Here is an 18,149-nt window from a genome sequence, read left to right on the forward strand (position 1 = left end):
TGCCTTCAAACCGTCCTCCTGGGTTGCGTTGGTCTTTCGCGGCATGCCGCTCAGCCTGCGCCGGAGAAGGCGCAGGGTCGGCGCTGGCGCGCTCGCCAGCGTCGCTTTCGATGACCCGAATGGCGGCGACCGGACACTGGCTGGCCGCGAGCCGCGCGGCGGCGTGCAGCGCCTGCGGGACCGTCGCCACGCACACTTCCGCCACGCCGTCCGGTTCGCGCTGGCGAAAGGTGCCCGGCAGCGTCAGCACACACTGCCCGGTGGTTCCGCATAGATCCTGATCGATCACGACGCGCATCTCAGCCCCCCTGAGCATGCAGTCGCACCGGCAGCGCGCGGAACGTCCTGAGGAACGCGGATGGCTCCCGGATCGGCTGCTCGGCCAATGCCAGCGTGGGGAAGCGCGCCTCGATCCGCGGCAGGCTCTCGGCCAACTGCACCCGGGCCAGTTGCGCACCGAGGCAGAAGTGGATGCCGTGGCCAAAGCTCAGCATGATCTTCCCGTCGGTCGACATGCCAGGAGTGGTGCCGTAGAACCGCGCGGGATCGAAGCGGTCGGGATCGGAGAAGGCGTCCGGGTCGCGATTGCCGGCCGCGATCAGCACGCGCACGTCCGCGTTCTTCGGGATCACCACGCCGCCCAGTTCGATGTCGCGCTGGGCGATACGCGGGATGGAGCTGAACATGGCAGGCGCGTCGCAGCGCAGGACTTCTTCGACGAATGCCTTCACCCCCACGGCGTCTCCCTGCAGCCAGTGCCGCTGTTCGGGATACGCCAGCATCGCTAGGACCGCATGGTCGATGGTCGCAGCAGTGGTGGCGAAGCCGCCCAGCAGCATGCCCCACAGCATGCTGATCAACTCCGCATCCGACAGCGTGTCGGCATCGTCGTCGTGTGCGCCGACCACCATCGACACGATGTCGTTGCGGGGATCGGTGCGCTTGCGCTGTATGAGGTCGCCGAAGTAGGCTTGCACCCTCGCGCTGGCCGCGTCCGCCTCGGCGAGCTGGGGATCGCTGGCGTGTGGGCTCAGGCCTTCCAGAATGGCGCCGATGCCGGCGGCGAGCCCGAACATGTCATCCTGGGGCATGCCGAACAGTTCGGCGAAGACCAGAATGGGCACAGCCAGCGCGAATTCCCAATGCAGGTCCACCGCCTCCCCGCGCTCCAGCGCGGGCGCCATGCCGTCCAGGCGCGCTGCGACGATGCGTGCGATGCTCGGCCGCAGGTTGTCGATCTGGCGTATGGTGAAATCGCGCGAGATCAGCCGGCGCAGACGCGTATGCGTCGGTGGTTCCTTCATCGCTAGCGTGGACGCGAGGAGATTGAGTGACAGGCTGGTCTCCGCACGCGGGAAATAGCGCGCCAGTTCGCCCGGCGCCGGTCCCCGAAACACATCGCCCGTGGCCTTGAGCGCCCAGTAGATGTCGGCGTGGCGGCTCAACAGAAAGAGGCCCGACGCCGCACGATGCACCGGATCGTGCTCGCGCAACCACCGCATGAACGTATACGGGTCTTGGATACACGCTGGCGACGCAAGTTCGGCGAAGGCGTCCCGGCATGCTGCCGTGGTTTCTTGCACGTCCATCTTGGTTACCTGTTGGCTGGCTGATCTGACCGGCGCGCGCTGGGCGCGCCGGCAAATTGCGGAGTAGATCGCGATTCCGGGCGGCGTCCGCGCGTCACCAGAGCACCGGGAACTCCTCGAACCCGCCAGTGATGATCTCCTTGCGCAACTTCAGTTCTTCGGGCGCCACGGCCAGGCGCAGCGCGGGAAAGCGCTGGAAGATCGAGCCGACCACCACCTTGAGTTCCAGCCTGGCCAGCGCCATGCCGATGCAGTAGTGCGGCCCGTGCGAAAACGTCAGGTGCGGATTTTCGTCGCGTCCGATGTCGAAGATTTCCGGGTCGTCGAAATGGCGCGGATCGAACGACGTCGCCGGCAGGCCGACCAGCACCTTGCTCTCCGCGGGAATATGCACGCCCGCGATAGTCACGTCGGTCCTCGGATAGCGCATGATGCCGTCCCAGCCCGCGCCCGGCGGGTACATGCGCAGGATTTCCTCCACCGCCTTGTCCACCAGGGATGGATCGCCGACTAGGCGTTCGCGCTGTTGCGGATGGCGGAACATGGCCAGCAGGCCGAATTCGATCTGCGCGACGGTGCTCTCGTGCCCCGCCACCAGCATGCCCGCCGCCAGGCCGATCGCCTCTTCCTCGGTCGCATTGCCCTGCTCGACCGCCGCGAGCAGATCCGTCAGCAGGTTGTCGCCCGGATCCTGGCGCTTGTCCCACATCTTGCCGCGAATGTAGGCGCGCAGTTCTTCCCAGGCCAGGCGCGACGCGCTGCGCGGGCCGCTTTCATGCTGGTGCGTCATCACTTCGTCGGACAGCCCGGCGAAAAAGGCGTGATCCTCGTAGAGCACGCCCATCAGCGCGCTGATGACCATGGCCGGCAGCGGAAAGGAGAGGTGGCGCCTCAGGTCGGCGGGCTGGGGCTGGGCCGCCAGCGTCTCGAACAACTGCGCGGCGATCGCCTCGACCTGCTGCGCGAGCACCTTCACCCTGCGGTTGCTGAAGGCCGGCGCCACGATCGTGCGTAACCGGGCATGCTCGCCCCCCTCGTGCGAGACAAGCCACCCCGGCGAACCGAGAATCACCGAATCCGGGGTGAATGCCGCCGGCGGCATTCCCGCGGGCCGGAACGCCGCGTCGGACAGCGCCGCCTTGGCCTCGTCGTAGCCTGTCACCCACCAGCCTTCGTGCCCGGACGGGAAGCGTACGTGGTGGATCGGACCGTTGGCGCGTAGCGCCAACATCTCAGGCGAGGGCTCGATGTGATCGACGCGCCACATCGGCAGCGTCGGCAAGGGTTGTTCGGACATGGTGGCACTTCACTCTCTAAGCGATGGAAGGGCGGAAGGCGCTGCGGGCAGCGAATGATTACGACGGCACGTAGACGTCGTCCGGGGGGTAGCCCGACTCGATGTCAAGATCGGCCAACGTGTAACTGTCTAGGCATACCGCGCGGCGAGATGCAGAACTTTATCCTGCGCCTTCGAGTTCAGGATTAAGGCGAGTGTGGTGGGCCCTTGAGTCGCAGCCGGCCATCAAGATTTCCTGCGCAAGCGTCGACAAGGTTGGCAGCCTGTTTGGGTACGGGCGGTTTCGCCAAGGCCCCCTTGCCATAGGATGCTATCTAATGCGGATTTGACATTATGCTTTTCTTTCTTCGTTCCATCGATCGCGGTGTCATCCACGAAATGAAGATCGGTCGTCGGCTCCCGGCTCCCAACGAAGGAGTCTCAAAACTCGTGCCAATTTGGCCGACCCAGCAGAAGAAAAACATTGTGATTGCTTTTCAGGGGATTAGCCTGAGGCAGACAAGAGCTCGATGAAATAGCCCGGTGTCGCGGACCCAACAAAGGCGACAAAACAGTGTCGGATAGTATACGGTGGTCAGACGCCAGACCGGCGACACCTTCTTTATTAGTTGTCCTGTCGTGGCATGATGGCAGGCGACCTGACCGTATTGAGCCATAGGAGGGCTCCTGGTTGGCTCAGGGGTCACGTGCTTGCTCCGGGCGCGCTCGAGGCGGCTTGCGGGCTCGTTGCCAATGCAACACAGGCGATCCGCAACACCGCCATCTGGGGCGAAGCCGGCACGGCCCAAGAAGTTCGGCGCTTGGGACGGCAACCTGATGACGGAATGGCATGTCCGCTATGGCGGTCGCGCGTGATGATCTACTGGCATGTCGAAAAGGGCTCGACCTGCATTTTCTCGCAGCTCAAGCGCTGTTCGTCTTCGGAGGTCGCGGCGATGACCAAGGTCTTGCTGCGACATTACACCAACGTGGAGATCCAGCGCTTATATGTCGGCAGCCATGGCCAGAGCGCCCTCGGCGTCCCTTTTGCCGCCTGCTCGGGTTCAACCTGCCGCCACGCCTGAGGGCGATCGCCTGGCAGAAGCTGGCGCTGCCAGGCCTGCGCGCTGAATTGCCAAATGCTTCCCATTCTTTCCAAGGTCCTCACTTGGGAGGAGGTCGAGCAGCAGTATGGCCACAGTCAATCTGGGCCGGCCAGAACGACATCGGAATAGTCCGGCCGGCACCGTAAAGTTAACCGACGGCTGATGAAGATGTGCGAACATGGGCCATGTCAGAAGTTGCTCGTGATCCGCTTTATCGTTGCCACCGCTTTCCCGCCGAGATCATTGCGCACGCGGTATGGCTCTACTTTCGCTTTCCGCTCAGCCTGCGCATGGTTGAGGACATGTTGGCGGCCCGCGGCATCATCGTCACGCATCAGACCATTCGAAGCTGGGCGGAGAAATTCGGGCGGCATTTCGCCCGGGAGATCAAGCGACGGTCAGCCGGCTGCCTGGGCGACAAATGGCATCTCGACGAATGTGTGGTGGCCATCAATGGCAAGAAGCAGTGGCTCTGGCGTGCCGTCGATCAGGACGGCTTGGTCCTCGAAGTGCTGGTGCAAAGCCGCCGAAATGCCAAGGCGGCAAAGCGTCTGATGCGCAAGTTGCTAAAGGCTCAAGGGCGGACACCACGAGTCATGATCACCGACAAGCTCCGGTCCTATGATGCCGCCAGGCGCGACCTCATGCCCGGTGTCGAACACCGGTCGCACAAAGGCCTCAATAATCGAGCGGAAAATTCGCACCAGCCGACCCGACGACGCGAAAGGACCATGAAACGCTTCAAGTCGGCACGCCAGCTTCAGCGGTTCGTTTCCATCCATGATCCGATTGCCAACCTGTTCCACTTTCCCCGCAATACGCTGTCATCGGCTCAACATCGAGACCTGCGTAACGCCGCCATGCAAATCTGGAACAAAATCGCGTGTCTCGCCGCAGCGTGACAGCCGTCCCGGCCAGCTATCGCTGCATCAATCCGCTGATAACTTTACAGTGCCGTGGGATATATTAGAAAGCGACTGAGCGTCGGCCCCCGTGGGGCACAGGTATGCGTGCAGGGCCTTCAGACATGGGCCCGCGTTCTGTTTATCGTTTTTGCGGGGTGGGACAAACCTGACGTTAGCTTGTTCATAGAACGGCTTGCGCTCGTCCATGAGTTGGGGAACCGTCTGATCCCGGTCGGAGCCCCGCAGCAGCGGGCGGGTGGTATCGTTCCTGAGGCGGCGTCGTAGCACCCGCGGGTCGGTATTTATCCAGATCGAGACCGCTTTGTCGGCGATGAGTCGCCGGGTCTGCTCATCGTTCAACGAGCCGCCACCGGTCGCGATGACCGCGGGCCCTTGCTCGAGCACACGCGCGATTGCCTCCGCCTCAAGCTTCCTAAAATAGCCCTCGCCATTTGTATTGAATATCTGCGTTATCGATTTCCCGGTCTGCTTCTGAATTTCTTGGTCGGTATCGATGAAGCGCAGCCCCAGTCGCTTGGCGAGTGGCGCGCCAATCGTGGTTTTCCCGGCGCTCGGCATACCGACAAGCACGACCGGCCGATGGCCGAGGGCAGCGACAGTCTCCTTTGCCTCCGGTGACTTGGCGATCTCCGACTCTGTTGATCGTCCGACAGCTCGCAATCCAGGTGCTGCAGCAGCACTATCCTTACCATCCCTCCAGTGTGCTATGCTGAGCACGTTATCGGGTCTGTCAACTGCCTTATTGCCTTCTCTTACCTTCTGCTCGAGTTTCTCTGCCTTCTGCAAAGCATCACGGCGCTTCAGCTCCTGCATCTCTTTATAGGCGTCGTGATTGTCAACTTTGGCGCTGTAGCTGGCTGGCGTATGGAATTCCACCTGGAAACGGTAGCCTTCTGTGGTGGCGAGCACAGTGTGTATGCCGAGATAACTCGGACGCTCGAATTTGAACCAGTTGGTCACCTCGATTTCGGTGTAGTGCTGCTCCTCGAAGGCCAGAATGGCTGCCTTGAAGGCACGTGTAAAATCGTTGTCAGGAATTTCGAAGACGTGGCGTACGGCGCTGCTGATCAGCTGTGGAGTGCTGCCGGACGAGATGCTCGTGCCGGTGAGCTGCTCTCTTATGGAGCGTTCCGATCTCAACCGGCGCTCCAGATGAGGCATTTTCACCTGGATCTCCATTTTCCTGAGGCTTGCGGCGACGCTGAGTGCCGCTGCGGTGATTTTCCCCTCCTCTTTTGTAGCGCGCGCAACCTCAATTCGGGCGCGCTCTGAGGCCTCCTCGGGGGTCAGCGGGATCATCTCGGCAGCTTCGGCGGTGGGCCGAAGGCCGGAGGGTCTGCGCAAAATGCCGTGCTCCGCAGCGAGATTGATCGATGTTTCCATGACTGAAGCCGTCAGCGTGGGGTTGTCCTCCAGGTCCTTCAAGGCTGCATCGACATCAAACCTTCCATGGTTGAGAGACGCTGCCAGGCCCTTGACGTAGGGCACGGACCTCAAGCCAGGCGTCGTATGCAGCAGCCGCTGAAGATCTTGGCTTTTCCTGGAAAAAAGCCGAGCGCCAGTGTTGGATTTGTAGGCATCGGTGCCGACCTTGATGCCGAGGCTCAGGAGATTGTTTGCGCTTTGCACGAGGTCATCCGGGTTGTAACCGTCCGGGCGAGGATCGATCCGCGCAGGATAGTTGTCGATCAAAGCCCGGATGCGGTCTCGTGGCTGATTTGTTACCGGATAGGCATCCGCCAGATCCGGCAACAACTCTGAGACTGCTGCGCTCAGCGTCGTGCTTTTTGCATCGTTCACGGGCCCGACTGTTTCGGGCAGGCGTTCCGGCTTCTGTGCCCACGCCTCAAGGTCGGCGACCAGCAGCGCGGCCATTTCGCGAGCAACCGGATGCCGGGCGACCTCGATCTCGCGCCGCGCTCTCGCAAACACGGTCTCGATATCCTGGCCACTCACCTCCTCTTCGCGGCCCAACAACTGACCGATGTCTCGCCGAAGCTCGTGGTGAACGCCTTCGTAGGTGCCAAAGATGGCACGCTCGGCAAACCAGCCTCGCGCTTCATGGGATTGAGCCAGGAAGTTTCGCTGCAGACCGCTATAGGTTTCCAGGACATCCTGGGTGGCGGCGAGAATCTGGCTGGCGCGACCAAACTGGTACTTGTCGCCGTCAAGCGCCGGAGTATGCGACTTTGGCGGCTTCAGCGATGGAAGTCCGAGAGCTTGCTCCTTTTCATCGAACTCGCGCACATGCTCATAAAGCTGCGGCCGGTCGCCGATGATGATGACGGTGTCGCCATCGAAGTCGCCGTCAAGCTTTTTCTGTTCACCGGTCGGGACGGCAACCAAGGAGCCCGGAGCGAACACCTCGGTGGCCTGCAGGATGCCGAGGCAGTCGAGCGGCGTGTCCTCCTTGACGCGGTCCTTGCCTGTCGTCCAGTGCGAATGGGACTTGACGTCCTCGGCAGACAAAACCAGCCCTCGGTCGGCGTGGGCGGCCGGCCACATCTCGTCCGGCACGACGATCAGGATGCCTTTGGCAAAGAAAGTCGGATCGTCGGCCGCGAGTTCCTCCCCCGACTTCTGGGCGACATTAAAGCTGTATTGGATAGCAACGCAGGTGTCGAGGAACGCTGCCGTCGGGTCCCCATCAACTGCTGACTTGACCAGGTCGGCGGAAAATGGGCGCAGGTTGGGCTTGTCGTAGGGCGACCGCCCGATCAGCACACCGCTTTTGCCCGTCAACGTCTCGCTCTTGAGCGTCGGCACATGGAGACACTTATCAGCGGACGGTACCGCGACTGCGCCAGGACCGTCGATATGTCCGACAGTCACCGTTCGAAACAGCTCCTCGGCCGTCAGCTCTTTCCCCTCTCTGCTCTCGAGCCAGGTCTTGGCCTTCTCGTGCGCCTCATCGGCCACTTGCTCGCTGCGCGGATAATGTTGCAGCGCCGAGGCAGGCAAGGACGATCTCCTTCCCTCACCAAAAGCAGGAACCCGATCAGGTCCTTCCTGCCGACCGGTCCGGCGAACAGCTGGCATACGCGTGGCCAGCGAGGCCTTGATGAAACCGCAGCCGTCATACGGTCGCAAGGCGATCGGGCCTTCCGGCCCAATCAGCTTGAAGGGACGTTCCTGGTTGGCAGGGCGGTCCGGCAGCAGCGACAATTTGAAGGCGCCTTCCAACGCGTAGTCGCGAGGCCCCAGACCTTGTAAATTCGGTGGCGCTGCAAACCCCCTGCGCTGAGTGTAGTAATATGCCTCTTTGAAAGGCGCCCAAGAGCGCGATAGCTGCTCGAACGCAGTGCCCGGTGCGGTTTCGGCATAGGGAATGGCCAGCAGCTTTCCGCCGGAAGATGCTGCCTCCACCCGACCTGGAATGCGGGCGGCGACCTGCGAAAGCGTCTTCGGCGGCGGCTTTAACTTGCTGCCGCCGAACAGGTCCATGCGGTATGGCACGCCCTCGACGGTCAACGTGCGCGCCAGCATGAACGGGCTCGGCTTTCCGGGCAGTTGCACCGCGACCATCTTCACCGCCCCCGAGGTCAGGCGATGAAAGATCGAATAGCGTGTCTCGGCCTCCGTGGCCAGTTGCCGGCCCTGCATGTCGACCACCGGCAATCGCATCAGCCCCGCCTCGCCCTGGGGCGGTCTGGGCTCGTGGTCCATGGCTCGCAAAGTCTGATGGACGTCGAAGACGGACGCTCGATTTTGGGCCTGCACCGTCGCGGCGTTCTGCGCCATGAACGTGTCCAGCGCATCGGTCGGACCCTCCGCTTCGATCTGCGCGATCAGGTTCCAGCTCATGTTGGAAAGGTCGCGTTCGACGAGCTCGCGCGTGCTGTCCAGGATTTCCTTGGTCTTGGACTGCAGCTCGTCGCGCCTCGCACGCAAATCGGGCTTGTTGCCCTCGACATAGGGCCGCCGCAGCAACCCTGCCAGGCTCGCACGGGCCTTGAGCACTTGATAAATCGACAGGGCCAGACAACGGGTCGAGTACGGCCCGCGGGCCCGCTCGGCATCGCTTGCCCTGAGATGGGCTTCGATCTTGTGCTCCACGATCGGTTGAATATCGTTCAGCAAGTTCAGAGCCGGCCGCCGGTGCCAAAGCAGCTGCTTGCGCGGACTGCGAGCCAGCGGCAGCAGAGCGGCGCACAGATTGCCCATGGTTTCGAGGTTATTCTCATGGGCAAAGCCAGGGGCACGATGCAATTCCGCGAGCCGATTTAAACCTGCTCCTGCGAGCGAACCGAGATCATCATACAATTGAGCCTTGGCCAACGCCTTCAAGATGCTCGTGACGCCCACCGCGTCGGCCTCCTCCAGACGATCACTGGCATAATGAAGATAATGAGCCAGTTTGTGCAGCCGATCTTTCAGCAGAGCGGCCTCTGCAATCTCTCCGGCGTCCTCGCTCCTGAGGATCCCCCGCGCCAAACTGTTGGCGATACTGGAGAGCCCGGGCGCGGCAAAATGACGGAATGGTTGACCCGCCTGGCCGAGTCTGCGCGCGATCTCCAAAATCGCCTGGCTGCACGCCTCTTCTTCCGCAAACCTGTCGAAGCCGTTGAGCAGATTTGCCAGTTGCTGCGGATTAACCCCGGAGAGTCGCTCGGCACCGCGAAGCACCTCACCGGCGATCGCCGCGGTGGCCTGACGTGATTTCTCCTCCTGCGGCCACTTGCTAAAGCCGTTCACCAGGTTCGCCAGGTGCTGCGAGGTAAAATCAGGGAGCCGGTTAGCGCTGCGAATCACCTCACCAGCAATCGCCGCGGCGGCTTGACGTAAGGCCTCCTCTTCCGGCCATTTGCTGAAGCCGTTCACCAGGTTCGCGAGGTACTGCGAGCTAAAGTCAGGGGGCGGGTTTGTGCTGCGAAGCACCTCACCAGCGATCGCAACGGTGGCCTGACGTGAGTTCTCCTCTTGCGGCCATTTACTGAAGCCGTTTACCAGGTTCGCCAGATCCTGCCCATTGAATCCCGACAGCCGGCCGGCGCGGCGAGGCACCGCCCGGGCGATCGCAACCATGGCCTCGCGGCAGTCCAAAGGCCACTTGCTGAAACCGTTCACCAGGTTCGCCAGATCCTGCCCATTAAATCCCGACAGCCGGCCGGCGCGGCGAGGCACCGCCCGGGCGATCGCAACGATGGCGCCACGGCAGTCCTCGGGCCATTTGCTGAAACCGTTCACCAGGTTTGCCAGCTCCTGCGGTTCGAACCCAGACAGCTGGTCGGCGCGGTGACGGACCTCACCGGCGATCGCAACTGTGGCTTGATGTGAGTTTTCCCATCGCGGCCACTTGCTGAAGCCGTTCACTAGGCTCGCCAGGTGCAGCGGAAGAAATTCAGAGAGTGGCTCGGCGCAGCGAAGCACCTCGCCGGCGACCACATTGGTGGCGTAACCCAAATTCACCTCTTGCGGCCACTTGCTGAAGCCCTTCACCAGGTTCGCCAGGTGCTGCACATCAAAATCAGAAAGCCCCTTGCGGCGGCCGGCGCGGTGACAGACTTCACCGGCGATTGCAACGGTGGCGCGTGAGCACTCCGCCGCTTGCAATTTGCTGAAGCCGTTCACCAGGTTCGCCAGGTGCTGCGGATCGAAACCAGAAAGCCCGGCCTTTGGGAGGTCCGCGAGGCGACAGACTTCAGCGGCGATTGCAATTGTAGCGCCGCGGCAGTCCTCTGGCCACTTGCTGAACCCGTTCACCAGGTTCGCCAATGCCTGCGCATCAAACACAGGCAGCTTGCCGGCCCCGCCAGCGACCTGACGCGCGATCGCAACTATAGCGCCGCGGCAGTCCAAAGGCCACTTGCTGAAGCCGTTCACCAAATTCGCCAACGCCTGCGGATACCACCCAGTCCGGCCGGCTTTTTCATCGGCGAGGCGACCGATCGAATCGGCTATGACAATTTCATCGGCGAGGCGACAGACCGCATCGGCTATGACAATGGTCGCCTGATGTGAGTTCCCCGGTTCCCGCGCCTTGCTGAACCCGTTCACCAGGTTTGCGAATGCCTGCGAATTAAACCCAGACAGGCCGGCTTTTTCACCGGCGCGGCCACAGACCTTCCCGGCGATTGCATCGATAACGCCGCAACACTCCTCCTCTAGCGGCCACTTGCTCAACCCGTTCACAACGTTACCCAGGTTCTGCGGATCAAAATCAGAGAGCCCGGCAGGGCGGCGGCGAATCTCGGCGGCAACTGCTACCGTGGCCTTACGAGCGTTCTCCTGTTCCGGCCACTTGCTGAATCCGTTGACCAGCAGAGCGAGACTTTGACCGTTGAGCTCCGACAGCGCTCCGGGTTGCTCATGAAACAGCTTGGCGATTGTGATCATTCCATTGCGACATTCCGCCAATCGGGGATGTCGACTGAACGACAATACGAACAGCGAAAGCGTTTTGCTTTCGACATCGTTCAGCGCCCTGCCGAGCCTCGACACCTGAGCTGCCATGGCCCTGCAAGCTTCCATGCCTGCCTGACCTCCAGGCTCCCGGCTCGTCGCGTTGCATGAGGTGGCGAACCCCCAGGTATTGCCGGCGCGGACATCGTCCTCCCATCTTGGAACAAAGTGACGGGTGAACTCGGAAGCGGCCTTTCGTAGGAATGTTGCCCGATGCGCCTGACTCTGCAGCCTCTTGTCGTTCTCCACCACAGCGTATGAGAATTCATTGATGTCGTGTGCGAAGAAAATTTTGTGCAAAGCGTCATTAAGTAGTGCATCGTCGAAGCTCTGTGCAGCTACATGGTCGAAACGCCGCCGTTCCGGTCCTGCAACCGGCCTGGACTGGCTTTGGTCATGGCGTGCGAGCGTGTCCGGTTGCGACCTACTCGGTTCTTGATCGCCGAGCCAGGACCTCTCTAAACGCAAAGAGCTTTCTTGCCTACCCATCGCTTCGCCGTGCCGACCTTGGGGAGAACCATGCCGCGGCCCACTGGTTGCGCCTCGCGAACCTGCAAGGGCTCCGCGGGGAGCTATGGAGTAATCGGCAGATTTGTCGCCAAGGGCTTCGTCGGCCCCTCGCACGACGCGAGCATAGGACATTCTATCTTGGGGCCCAGAGTGCGTCCGCTCCACGCCGGCATCGGACGATTGGCTGGATTGCCCAGGGGCATGACTTGATTGCGAGTTCAGAGCTTTGGCCAGTTCCTGCGCCTGGTTCAACATTCCTTTGAGCCGGACTGTTTTGTCTTGCACTTCGGGCACCTGTGCAGGCGCAAGCAGGCCTGGTCGACGAGGCTCATCCAACGCGGCCGGACAGGCCCGCATCTCGGCGGGCTGCGTCTGCAGGCGCTCGACCACGGTTTCCGCGACGTAGCGGGCGTCCTCGGGTTTCACCTGGCGCTCTTGCGTCAGTGCTTCCATGGACGGCGGCGCCTGCTTTGCCGACTGTGCGCCCGCCGACGCACTCGCACGCGCCTCCTCCGCGCTCACAAGCTTCGTACCCATATCCGAGAGCACTAGAACCTTGTCTGCTGGCGCCGTGTCGCTGTCGACGGCAGCGACTTGCGACGCCCGCCCGGGGGCTGAACTCCCGGCGCCAACGGCCGGCTTGCCCTTGCCTTTCCGCTTCCTACGCGCTGCGGCGCCTGCCACCGCAGCCTTGCCGGCAGTGTCGGCCGGTATTCCAGCGCCCATATCGGCTGGTGGTGCTATGTTCGCTGGCCAGTTCGGCTGCAGTGCCAGAGTGCCTTTGGCCACTGGAGACTTGCCGACAGTGTCGATCTGTATCGTAGCGCCAGCGTCGGCCGGCGAGGCAATGAGCGCTGGCGCCTTCGGCTGCAGTGCCAGAGTGCCTTTGGCCACTCGAGACTTGCCGGCAGTTTCGGCTGGTATCGCAGCGCCAGCGTCGGGCGGCAGTGCAACGGCTGGCGGCTTCGGCTGCAGTTCCAGCAAGTGCATGACCTCGTGCCCGACGATCCACGCGCCTTCCACGATCTGGCTCAACAGTTCCAATGGGAGGTCGGCACTTGTTTGGTGATCGTTTAGGTTGGTCCGGATGACTTGCAACTCGGACGCAAACTCCGAAAGCCGCTCGATGACTCCTTCCAAAACGGCGCAGTGATCTGCGTCGAGTGGGTGCCCACCGCTGCTCAGAACAGCGTTCTGTGTCGAAAGGAATGCCGGTAAAACGTCCCCGCTGAAGGCTTCCAGCAGACGCACTCGCCCATTCTCAACCATGAGGATTTCCCTGACGGGTGCGTCGAACGTGCTCGCCTGCGGCTCAATCTTCGCCCGCGCGAGATCGATCCGAGATTGCAGATACACGAGCTTGCTATGCATTACCGAGCCGGTTGCCAGCCGCAGCGTGGCCTCTTCTTCCTGCCGCATCTTGGCTGTTGCACTTGGCAAGCTGGCAGTGGCGCGCCAGGCGGCTCGCCCCCGTTCGCAGTGCCCTACCTTCTTTTCCCACCATTTCACGCAGGCCGCATGCGCCTCCACCACACTCTCCGGGGTAGCCGTGGATTGAGTCAGCCCGATCGCTTCTTCCTCAGCTTTTTTTTTTGCAATTTGTGGATAGTCGGTTCGGCAAGGCGGCTATATTCTTGCACCGCATCCCACACGAGGTAGCGGCAGGTAATCAACTGGTTGTCGTCCACAATGGTCCGCGCCAAAGCCGGGGATAGGCTCTTGTAGTGGTGCAGAGCTGCTGAGCCTGCATTGATGACCTGATCGAGCAGCTTTTCATCGCCCGGGTCTTGCCTGGCCGCGTTAAAGCGCATGCCCACTAGCGTAAGCAGACTGTCCATTCGTCGCTTTTCCTTGATTTCGTCGCCTGACAAGCAAATGGGCGCTGCCACACCCGAAGTTGGCGGCTGGCTGGCGACCGGGGCCAGGGTTTCACCCTCCAACATTGACGGAACACTGCGCCGCCGCGGACCGGCTGCACGTGGCGCGGCGGCGGCATGCCGCGCAGCGTCCAGGGTTCCGTGTATACCAACGGAGGGGCCGGACGGCCTGTCGTGCAGGGCGTCATCGGCACCGCGCTCCATTGGCACGGCGGGCGTCCTTCTATTTATCTCCACAGAGCGCATCTGCTCCACGACGGTATCGAACGACTGGCTGCCTGCCCCAGGCGCAAGACTTGATTGCGAGCGCGAACTGCTCGCCTCCCCCGTCCTGCCGACTCTCTTTTCAGTCCGCGATCTCCCAGATCGGTTCACGCCCGTCATATTCCGTCTCCGATATAGGCGAGGATGTGTTGCCTATGCTGTTGGGGCTGATGTCGCTGAGCCCTAGCGTATGAAGGCTTTGATGAGTGAAATCACGCCTCGTCAGCTTCGCCAATGCGCGTGTAGTGTGCATCGGACGGGCCACCAATTCGCTATACTAGGATTTGCACTACTATCTTTCCGTTAGCGTCGGGCCGGTTAGGCACGGCAGGTCTAGATAGATCGCTTGGCTGACGATTAGCTGACGGAGAGTTTCAGAACCGTCCCGGGTTTGGCGAAGGCCATTTGGTTTGAGTCACGCGGCTATGGCTGGTTCTTGCAGCATGGCGTAGTATGGCACCGTAAAGTTAACCACGGCTGATGAAGATGTGCGAACATGGGGCATGTCAGAAGTTGCTCGTGATCCGCTTTATCGTTGCCACCGCTTTCCCGCCGAGATCATTGCGCACGCGGTATGGCTCTACTTTCGCTTTCCGCTCAGCCTGCGCATGGTTGAGGACATGTTGGCGGCCCGCGGCATCATCGTCACGCATCAGACCATTCGAAGCTGGGCGGAGAAATTCGGGCGGCATTTCGCCCGGGAGATCAAGCGACGGTCAGCCGGCTGCCTGGGCGACAAATGGCATCTCGACGAATGTGTGGTGGCCATCAATGGCAAGAAGCAGTGGCTCTGGCGTGCCGTCGATCAGGACGGCTTGGTCCTCGAAGTGCTGGTGCAAAGCCGCCGAAATGCCAAGGCGGCAAAGCGTCTGATGCGCAAGTTGCTAAAGGCTCAAGGGCGGACACCACGAGTCATGATCACCGACAAGCTCCGGTCCTATGATGCCGCCAGGCGCGACCTCATGCCCGGTGTCGAACACCGGTCGCACAAAGGCCTCAATAATCGAGCGGAAAATTCGCACCAGCCGACCCGACGACGCGAAAGGACCATGAAACGCTTCAAGTCGGCACGCCAGCTTCAGCGGTTCGTTTCCATCCATGATCCGATTGCCAACCTGTTCCACTTTCCCCGCAATACGCTGTCATCGGCTCAACATCGAGACCTGCGTAACGCCGCCATGCAAATCTGGAACAAAATCGCGTGTCTCGCCGCAGCGTGACAGCCGTCCCGGCCAGCTATCGCTGCATCAATCCGCTGATAACTTTACAGTGCCGAAGCAACCCCCGTTTGCTTAACAGCTGCAAAGTCTAAGGGCGGGCCGCTCCTCAGACCACGGTCATAACGTCTAGTGCACCACATCGCGGATTTGGAAAAACTTTCGGGTGATGCAGGCGTGCTGTCGGGTCGTCAGGTTGTCGGGCAGTACCCAAAACCCTAGAGCAGCATGCTCGATGCCGGCCATCGCGAGAATCAGCCACACCTGCGATCCAGGCCACTGCCGCTCTGCCAGGGGTTTCCCAGATTGCGCCTCTGTCTACTAAGCTGGTTGGAATCCACAAAATGCCGATGTTACGCCGGCCCATTTCGCATATCGGCCCGGTCGCTCAACAAGGACTTACAGAACGCCGGGGTGAGCTTGCCGCGGTGGATTGCGTTGTCGTAACCCTTCTTAGCCCGGGAGGTCTGCCACTGCCGATTATGGCCGCGCTGTTCATTGGACTTGACGTGGCAAGCGGCGAACTCGGCGCTGTCCAGCGTTGCCAACTGCTGCGCATATATCTTTCGTGTCGTGTGGATGTGCACCCACATTGGACTCGGTAGTGTACGGTTGCTCAGCGCCTTGGGCTGCAGCCTAATCTCGAACAGATTGCTCGGCTCTGGGTTCAACGCGCACGGGGGATCTGCAGGCGTCAACTCCCGGGCCGACCGCAACTGCTCAAGGTGGTTTTGCGAGGGAAATGGGTACCTCTTCATGCAATCCATGATCATATCAGGCTTTTGTTCGTCCCAAGCTTTAGCCAATCCCCGCACATTGGCCAACATGTCCCTGAACTGAACCGTTAGTCGGTGCACGTCGTCCATCTTTCCCTCCTTGGAGAGACGAGACGCCTCCAACGCTGGGAGGCAGGGCTCCATCTCGACAGCCTGCGTTTGCAGGCGCTGGACCACGAGGCCGACGGCGTGTTCGACGTCCTCGGGCTTCCCGGAGCGCGCTCGGGAGATCAAACTTTGCTGAGCAGGCAAATCGAACTTCAAAAGTTCGGTCGACCGTGCGACTAGTGACTTCGTGTTCTCCCCCGTCGTTGGATTTTGCAAGATCGCCAAGCGTGCTGCCGCGGACGACGCACTGTTCTGCGCCTCCTCTGCACTCACGAGCTTCTTCGTACCTAAATCCGTGCGTACGAGCACCTTGGCTGCTGGCGCAGGGTCGCTGACGGCCGCAGCGACTTGCGGCTCCGGCCGCCCGGCCGCCGAACTCCCGGCGCCAGCGGCCTGCTTGCTCTTGTCTTTTCCTTTTTTTCTGGGCGCTGTAGTGCTTTCGGCCACCATAGTCTTGCCGGCAGTTCCAGTCGGCATCGCAGCGGCAGCGTCGGCCGTCAGGTCAGGGGCTGGCGGCTTCGGCTGCAGTGCGAGGAGGTCCGTAACCTCGTCCGAAGCGATCCAGGCGTCGTCCACGATCCGGGTCAACAGTTCCAATGGGAGGCCAGCACCTGCTTGGTGATCCCTTAGCCTGTCAACCACGGAGTGCGAGGCCGACGCAAAATCCGCAAGCCGCTCCACAACTCCTTCCAGAACGGCGCAGTGTTCCGCGTCGAGCGGGCGCCCTTCCTTCCTCAGTACAGCTTCGGCCGTCGAGACGAATGCCGGAAAAACCTCGCCGATGAAGTTACCCAGCAGACGCGTTTGCCCGTTGTCACCGATGAGGAGTTCCCTGATGGGTGCTTCGAGCATGATCGCCTGCGGGGCCATGTTGACCTGCGCGAGATTGATCCGCGATTGCAGCTGCATTATCTTTGAATTGACAACCCAGCCCGAGTGCAGCCGCAGCGCGGCCTCTTCTTCCCGCCGCATCTCGGCTGTTGAGCTTGGTAAGTCGGCTGTCGCGACGCAGACGGCCCGCATCAATTCGTGGCGCTGTACTTTCTTGTCCCAACGCTCCACGCAGGCCACGGGATACTTCGCCATACTGGGAGCCGATCGGCTCAGCTGGTCGAGGGTGGCATTGGATTTGACCAAGTTGTGGAGAATGTCCTCCATCCGCTTCCGGTTCTGTTCCTCCTTCTTGAAGATCGTATGGGCCAGCTCGTCGGCACTGTCCGCCCGATGAATCACGTCGGCGCGGTAGTGACGCACATCATCGTCGGACAGAGTGCTGCGCGCCTCATCCTTGGGCAGGCTCGCGTAGCATTCCAGAAGTTCTGCGCCCGCATTAGCGAGCTGATCAAGCTCGTCTCGGAAGCCCTCCATCGGTTTTCCGCTATGCAGGCTCTTCTCTTCGAGAACTTGGATTTCGTCAATCAGCGAGCACATTCGTCGCTTTGTCTCGTTGATGACTTCGCCTGACGAGGAACTGGGGACTGTCACACCCGAAGTTGACGGCTGGCTGGCGACCGGCGCCAGGGCTTCACCATCCGACGTTGAGGAAACACTGCGCCTCCGCGAACCGGCCGCACGTGGCCCGGCGGCTGCACGTGGCGCAGCCGCCGGGATTCGATGTGGGGGAACGGAAGGGCCTGAAGATTTGCCGCCAAGGTCATCATGGGCACCTCGCGCAGCGCCAGCCGAGGGTGAACCTTTACCTCCCTCAGAGCGCATCCGCTCCAGGACGGAACCGAACCCTTGGCTGCCTTCCCCGGAGGCAAGACCTGATTGCGAGCGCGAACTGCTCGATCCGGCTCCAGCATCTCCAATGCGCGATTTTCCAGATCGGCCAATGCCCGTCATTTTTTCATCTCCGATATAGACGAGAACGCGCTGTCTGTGGATTGGGGCTGATGTGTCAGCCGTAGTGCATCAGGGCTCTGGCGGGTAAGTGCAATCGCCCAGATGACAGGTGGCATGACGTCTGAGAACCAGCGGCATGTTTTCGTCAGTCGTCATGGCCAGCCCGGATCGACCCTGCCGCGCCGGTCCAGCCTGAACCCAATGCAAAACACACGAAGACCTGTCGATCTCCACGATAGGAGGCCGCGAAACT

8 protein-coding genes and 1 pseudogene are annotated in these 18,149 nt (G+C 61.5%); 3 read left to right on the forward strand and 6 right to left on the reverse strand.

Going from position 1 to position 18,149, the window contains the following annotated elements; all coding sequences use genetic code 11:
- Positions 1-16 precede the first annotated feature (16 nt).
- From JN279_RS38870 to JN279_RS35290, 3 genes and pseudogenes are all read right to left on the reverse strand, one after another.
- Positions 17-298 (reverse strand): annotated as a pseudogene (locus JN279_RS38870) (ferredoxin); the annotation flags it as partial.
- A gap of 1 nt (position 299) precedes the next feature.
- Positions 300-1,589 (reverse strand): cytochrome P450, encoded by a 1,290-nt coding sequence (locus tag JN279_RS35285; protein WP_202351472.1) that lies wholly within the window; start codon positions 1,587-1,589, stop codon positions 300-302.
- A gap of 94 nt (positions 1,590-1,683) precedes the next feature.
- The gene (locus tag JN279_RS35290) at positions 1,684-2,886 is read right to left on the reverse strand and encodes a cytochrome P450 (RefSeq protein WP_010913992.1); all 1,203 of its coding nucleotides are present in this window, start codon (positions 2,884-2,886) and stop codon (positions 1,684-1,686) included.
- A gap of 626 nt (positions 2,887-3,512) precedes the next feature.
- Between JN279_RS35290 and JN279_RS35295 the strand changes: the two genes are divergently transcribed.
- Positions 3,513-3,950, forward strand: coding sequence for a Tn3 family transposase (locus tag JN279_RS35295; RefSeq protein ID WP_202379377.1), 438 nt, complete (start codon positions 3,513-3,515; stop codon positions 3,948-3,950).
- A gap of 206 nt (positions 3,951-4,156) precedes the next feature.
- Positions 4,157-4,873 (forward strand): IS6 family transposase, encoded by a 717-nt coding sequence (locus JN279_RS35300; RefSeq protein WP_157866082.1) that lies wholly within the window; start codon positions 4,157-4,159, stop codon positions 4,871-4,873.
- Between the two features lie 27 nt (positions 4,874-4,900).
- On the opposite strand, the gene JN279_RS35305 is transcribed toward JN279_RS35300, so the two are convergent.
- Complete coding sequence (locus tag JN279_RS35305; protein WP_202353873.1) at positions 4,901-13,408, reverse strand: shikimate kinase; 8,508 nt, start codon at positions 13,406-13,408, stop codon at positions 4,901-4,903.
- On the reverse strand, positions 13,369-13,647 hold the full coding sequence (locus JN279_RS35310) for a hypothetical protein (RefSeq protein WP_202351473.1): 279 nt from the start codon (positions 13,645-13,647) through the stop codon (positions 13,369-13,371). The genes JN279_RS35305 and JN279_RS35310 overlap by 40 nt, the downstream gene beginning before the upstream one ends.
- 806 nt (positions 13,648-14,453) lie before the next feature.
- Between JN279_RS35310 and JN279_RS35315 the strand changes: the two genes are divergently transcribed.
- Complete coding sequence (locus JN279_RS35315; RefSeq protein WP_157866082.1) at positions 14,454-15,170, forward strand: IS6 family transposase; 717 nt, start codon at positions 14,454-14,456, stop codon at positions 15,168-15,170.
- Between the two features lie 350 nt (positions 15,171-15,520).
- On the opposite strand, the gene JN279_RS35320 is transcribed toward JN279_RS35315, so the two are convergent.
- The gene (locus JN279_RS35320) at positions 15,521-17,896 is read right to left on the reverse strand and encodes a hypothetical protein (RefSeq protein ID WP_446720384.1); all 2,376 of its coding nucleotides are present in this window, start codon (positions 17,894-17,896) and stop codon (positions 15,521-15,523) included.
- Positions 17,897-18,149 lie beyond the last annotated feature (253 nt).

The sequence above is a fragment of the Mesorhizobium sp. 113-1-2 genome (assembly GCF_016756475.1).
Classification (GTDB): domain Bacteria; phylum Pseudomonadota; class Alphaproteobacteria; order Rhizobiales; family Rhizobiaceae; genus Mesorhizobium; species Mesorhizobium loti_C.

Excerpts from the sequence above, each read along its gene's own strand:
- JN279_RS35310 (WP_202351473.1), bottom strand. The coding sequence starts at position 13,647 with ATGGACAGTCTGCTTACGCTAGTGGGCATGCGCTTTAACGCGGCCAGG.
- JN279_RS35315 (WP_157866082.1), top strand. The coding sequence starts at position 14,454 with ATGTCAGAAGTTGCTCGTGATCCGCTTTATCGTTGCCACCGCTTTCCC.
- JN279_RS35295 (WP_202379377.1), top strand. The coding sequence starts at position 3,513 with ATGGCAGGCGACCTGACCGTATTGAGCCATAGGAGGGCTCCTGGTTGG.
- JN279_RS35285 (WP_202351472.1), bottom strand. The coding sequence starts at position 1,589 with ATGGACGTGCAAGAAACCACGGCAGCATGCCGGGACGCCTTCGCCGAA.
- JN279_RS35290 (WP_010913992.1), bottom strand. The coding sequence starts at position 2,886 with ATGTCCGAACAACCCTTGCCGACGCTGCCGATGTGGCGCGTCGATCAC.
- JN279_RS35300 (WP_157866082.1), top strand. The coding sequence starts at position 4,157 with ATGTCAGAAGTTGCTCGTGATCCGCTTTATCGTTGCCACCGCTTTCCC.
- JN279_RS35320 (WP_446720384.1), bottom strand. The coding sequence starts at position 17,896 with ATGACGGGCATTGGCCGATCTGGAAAATCGCGCATTGGAGATGCTGGA.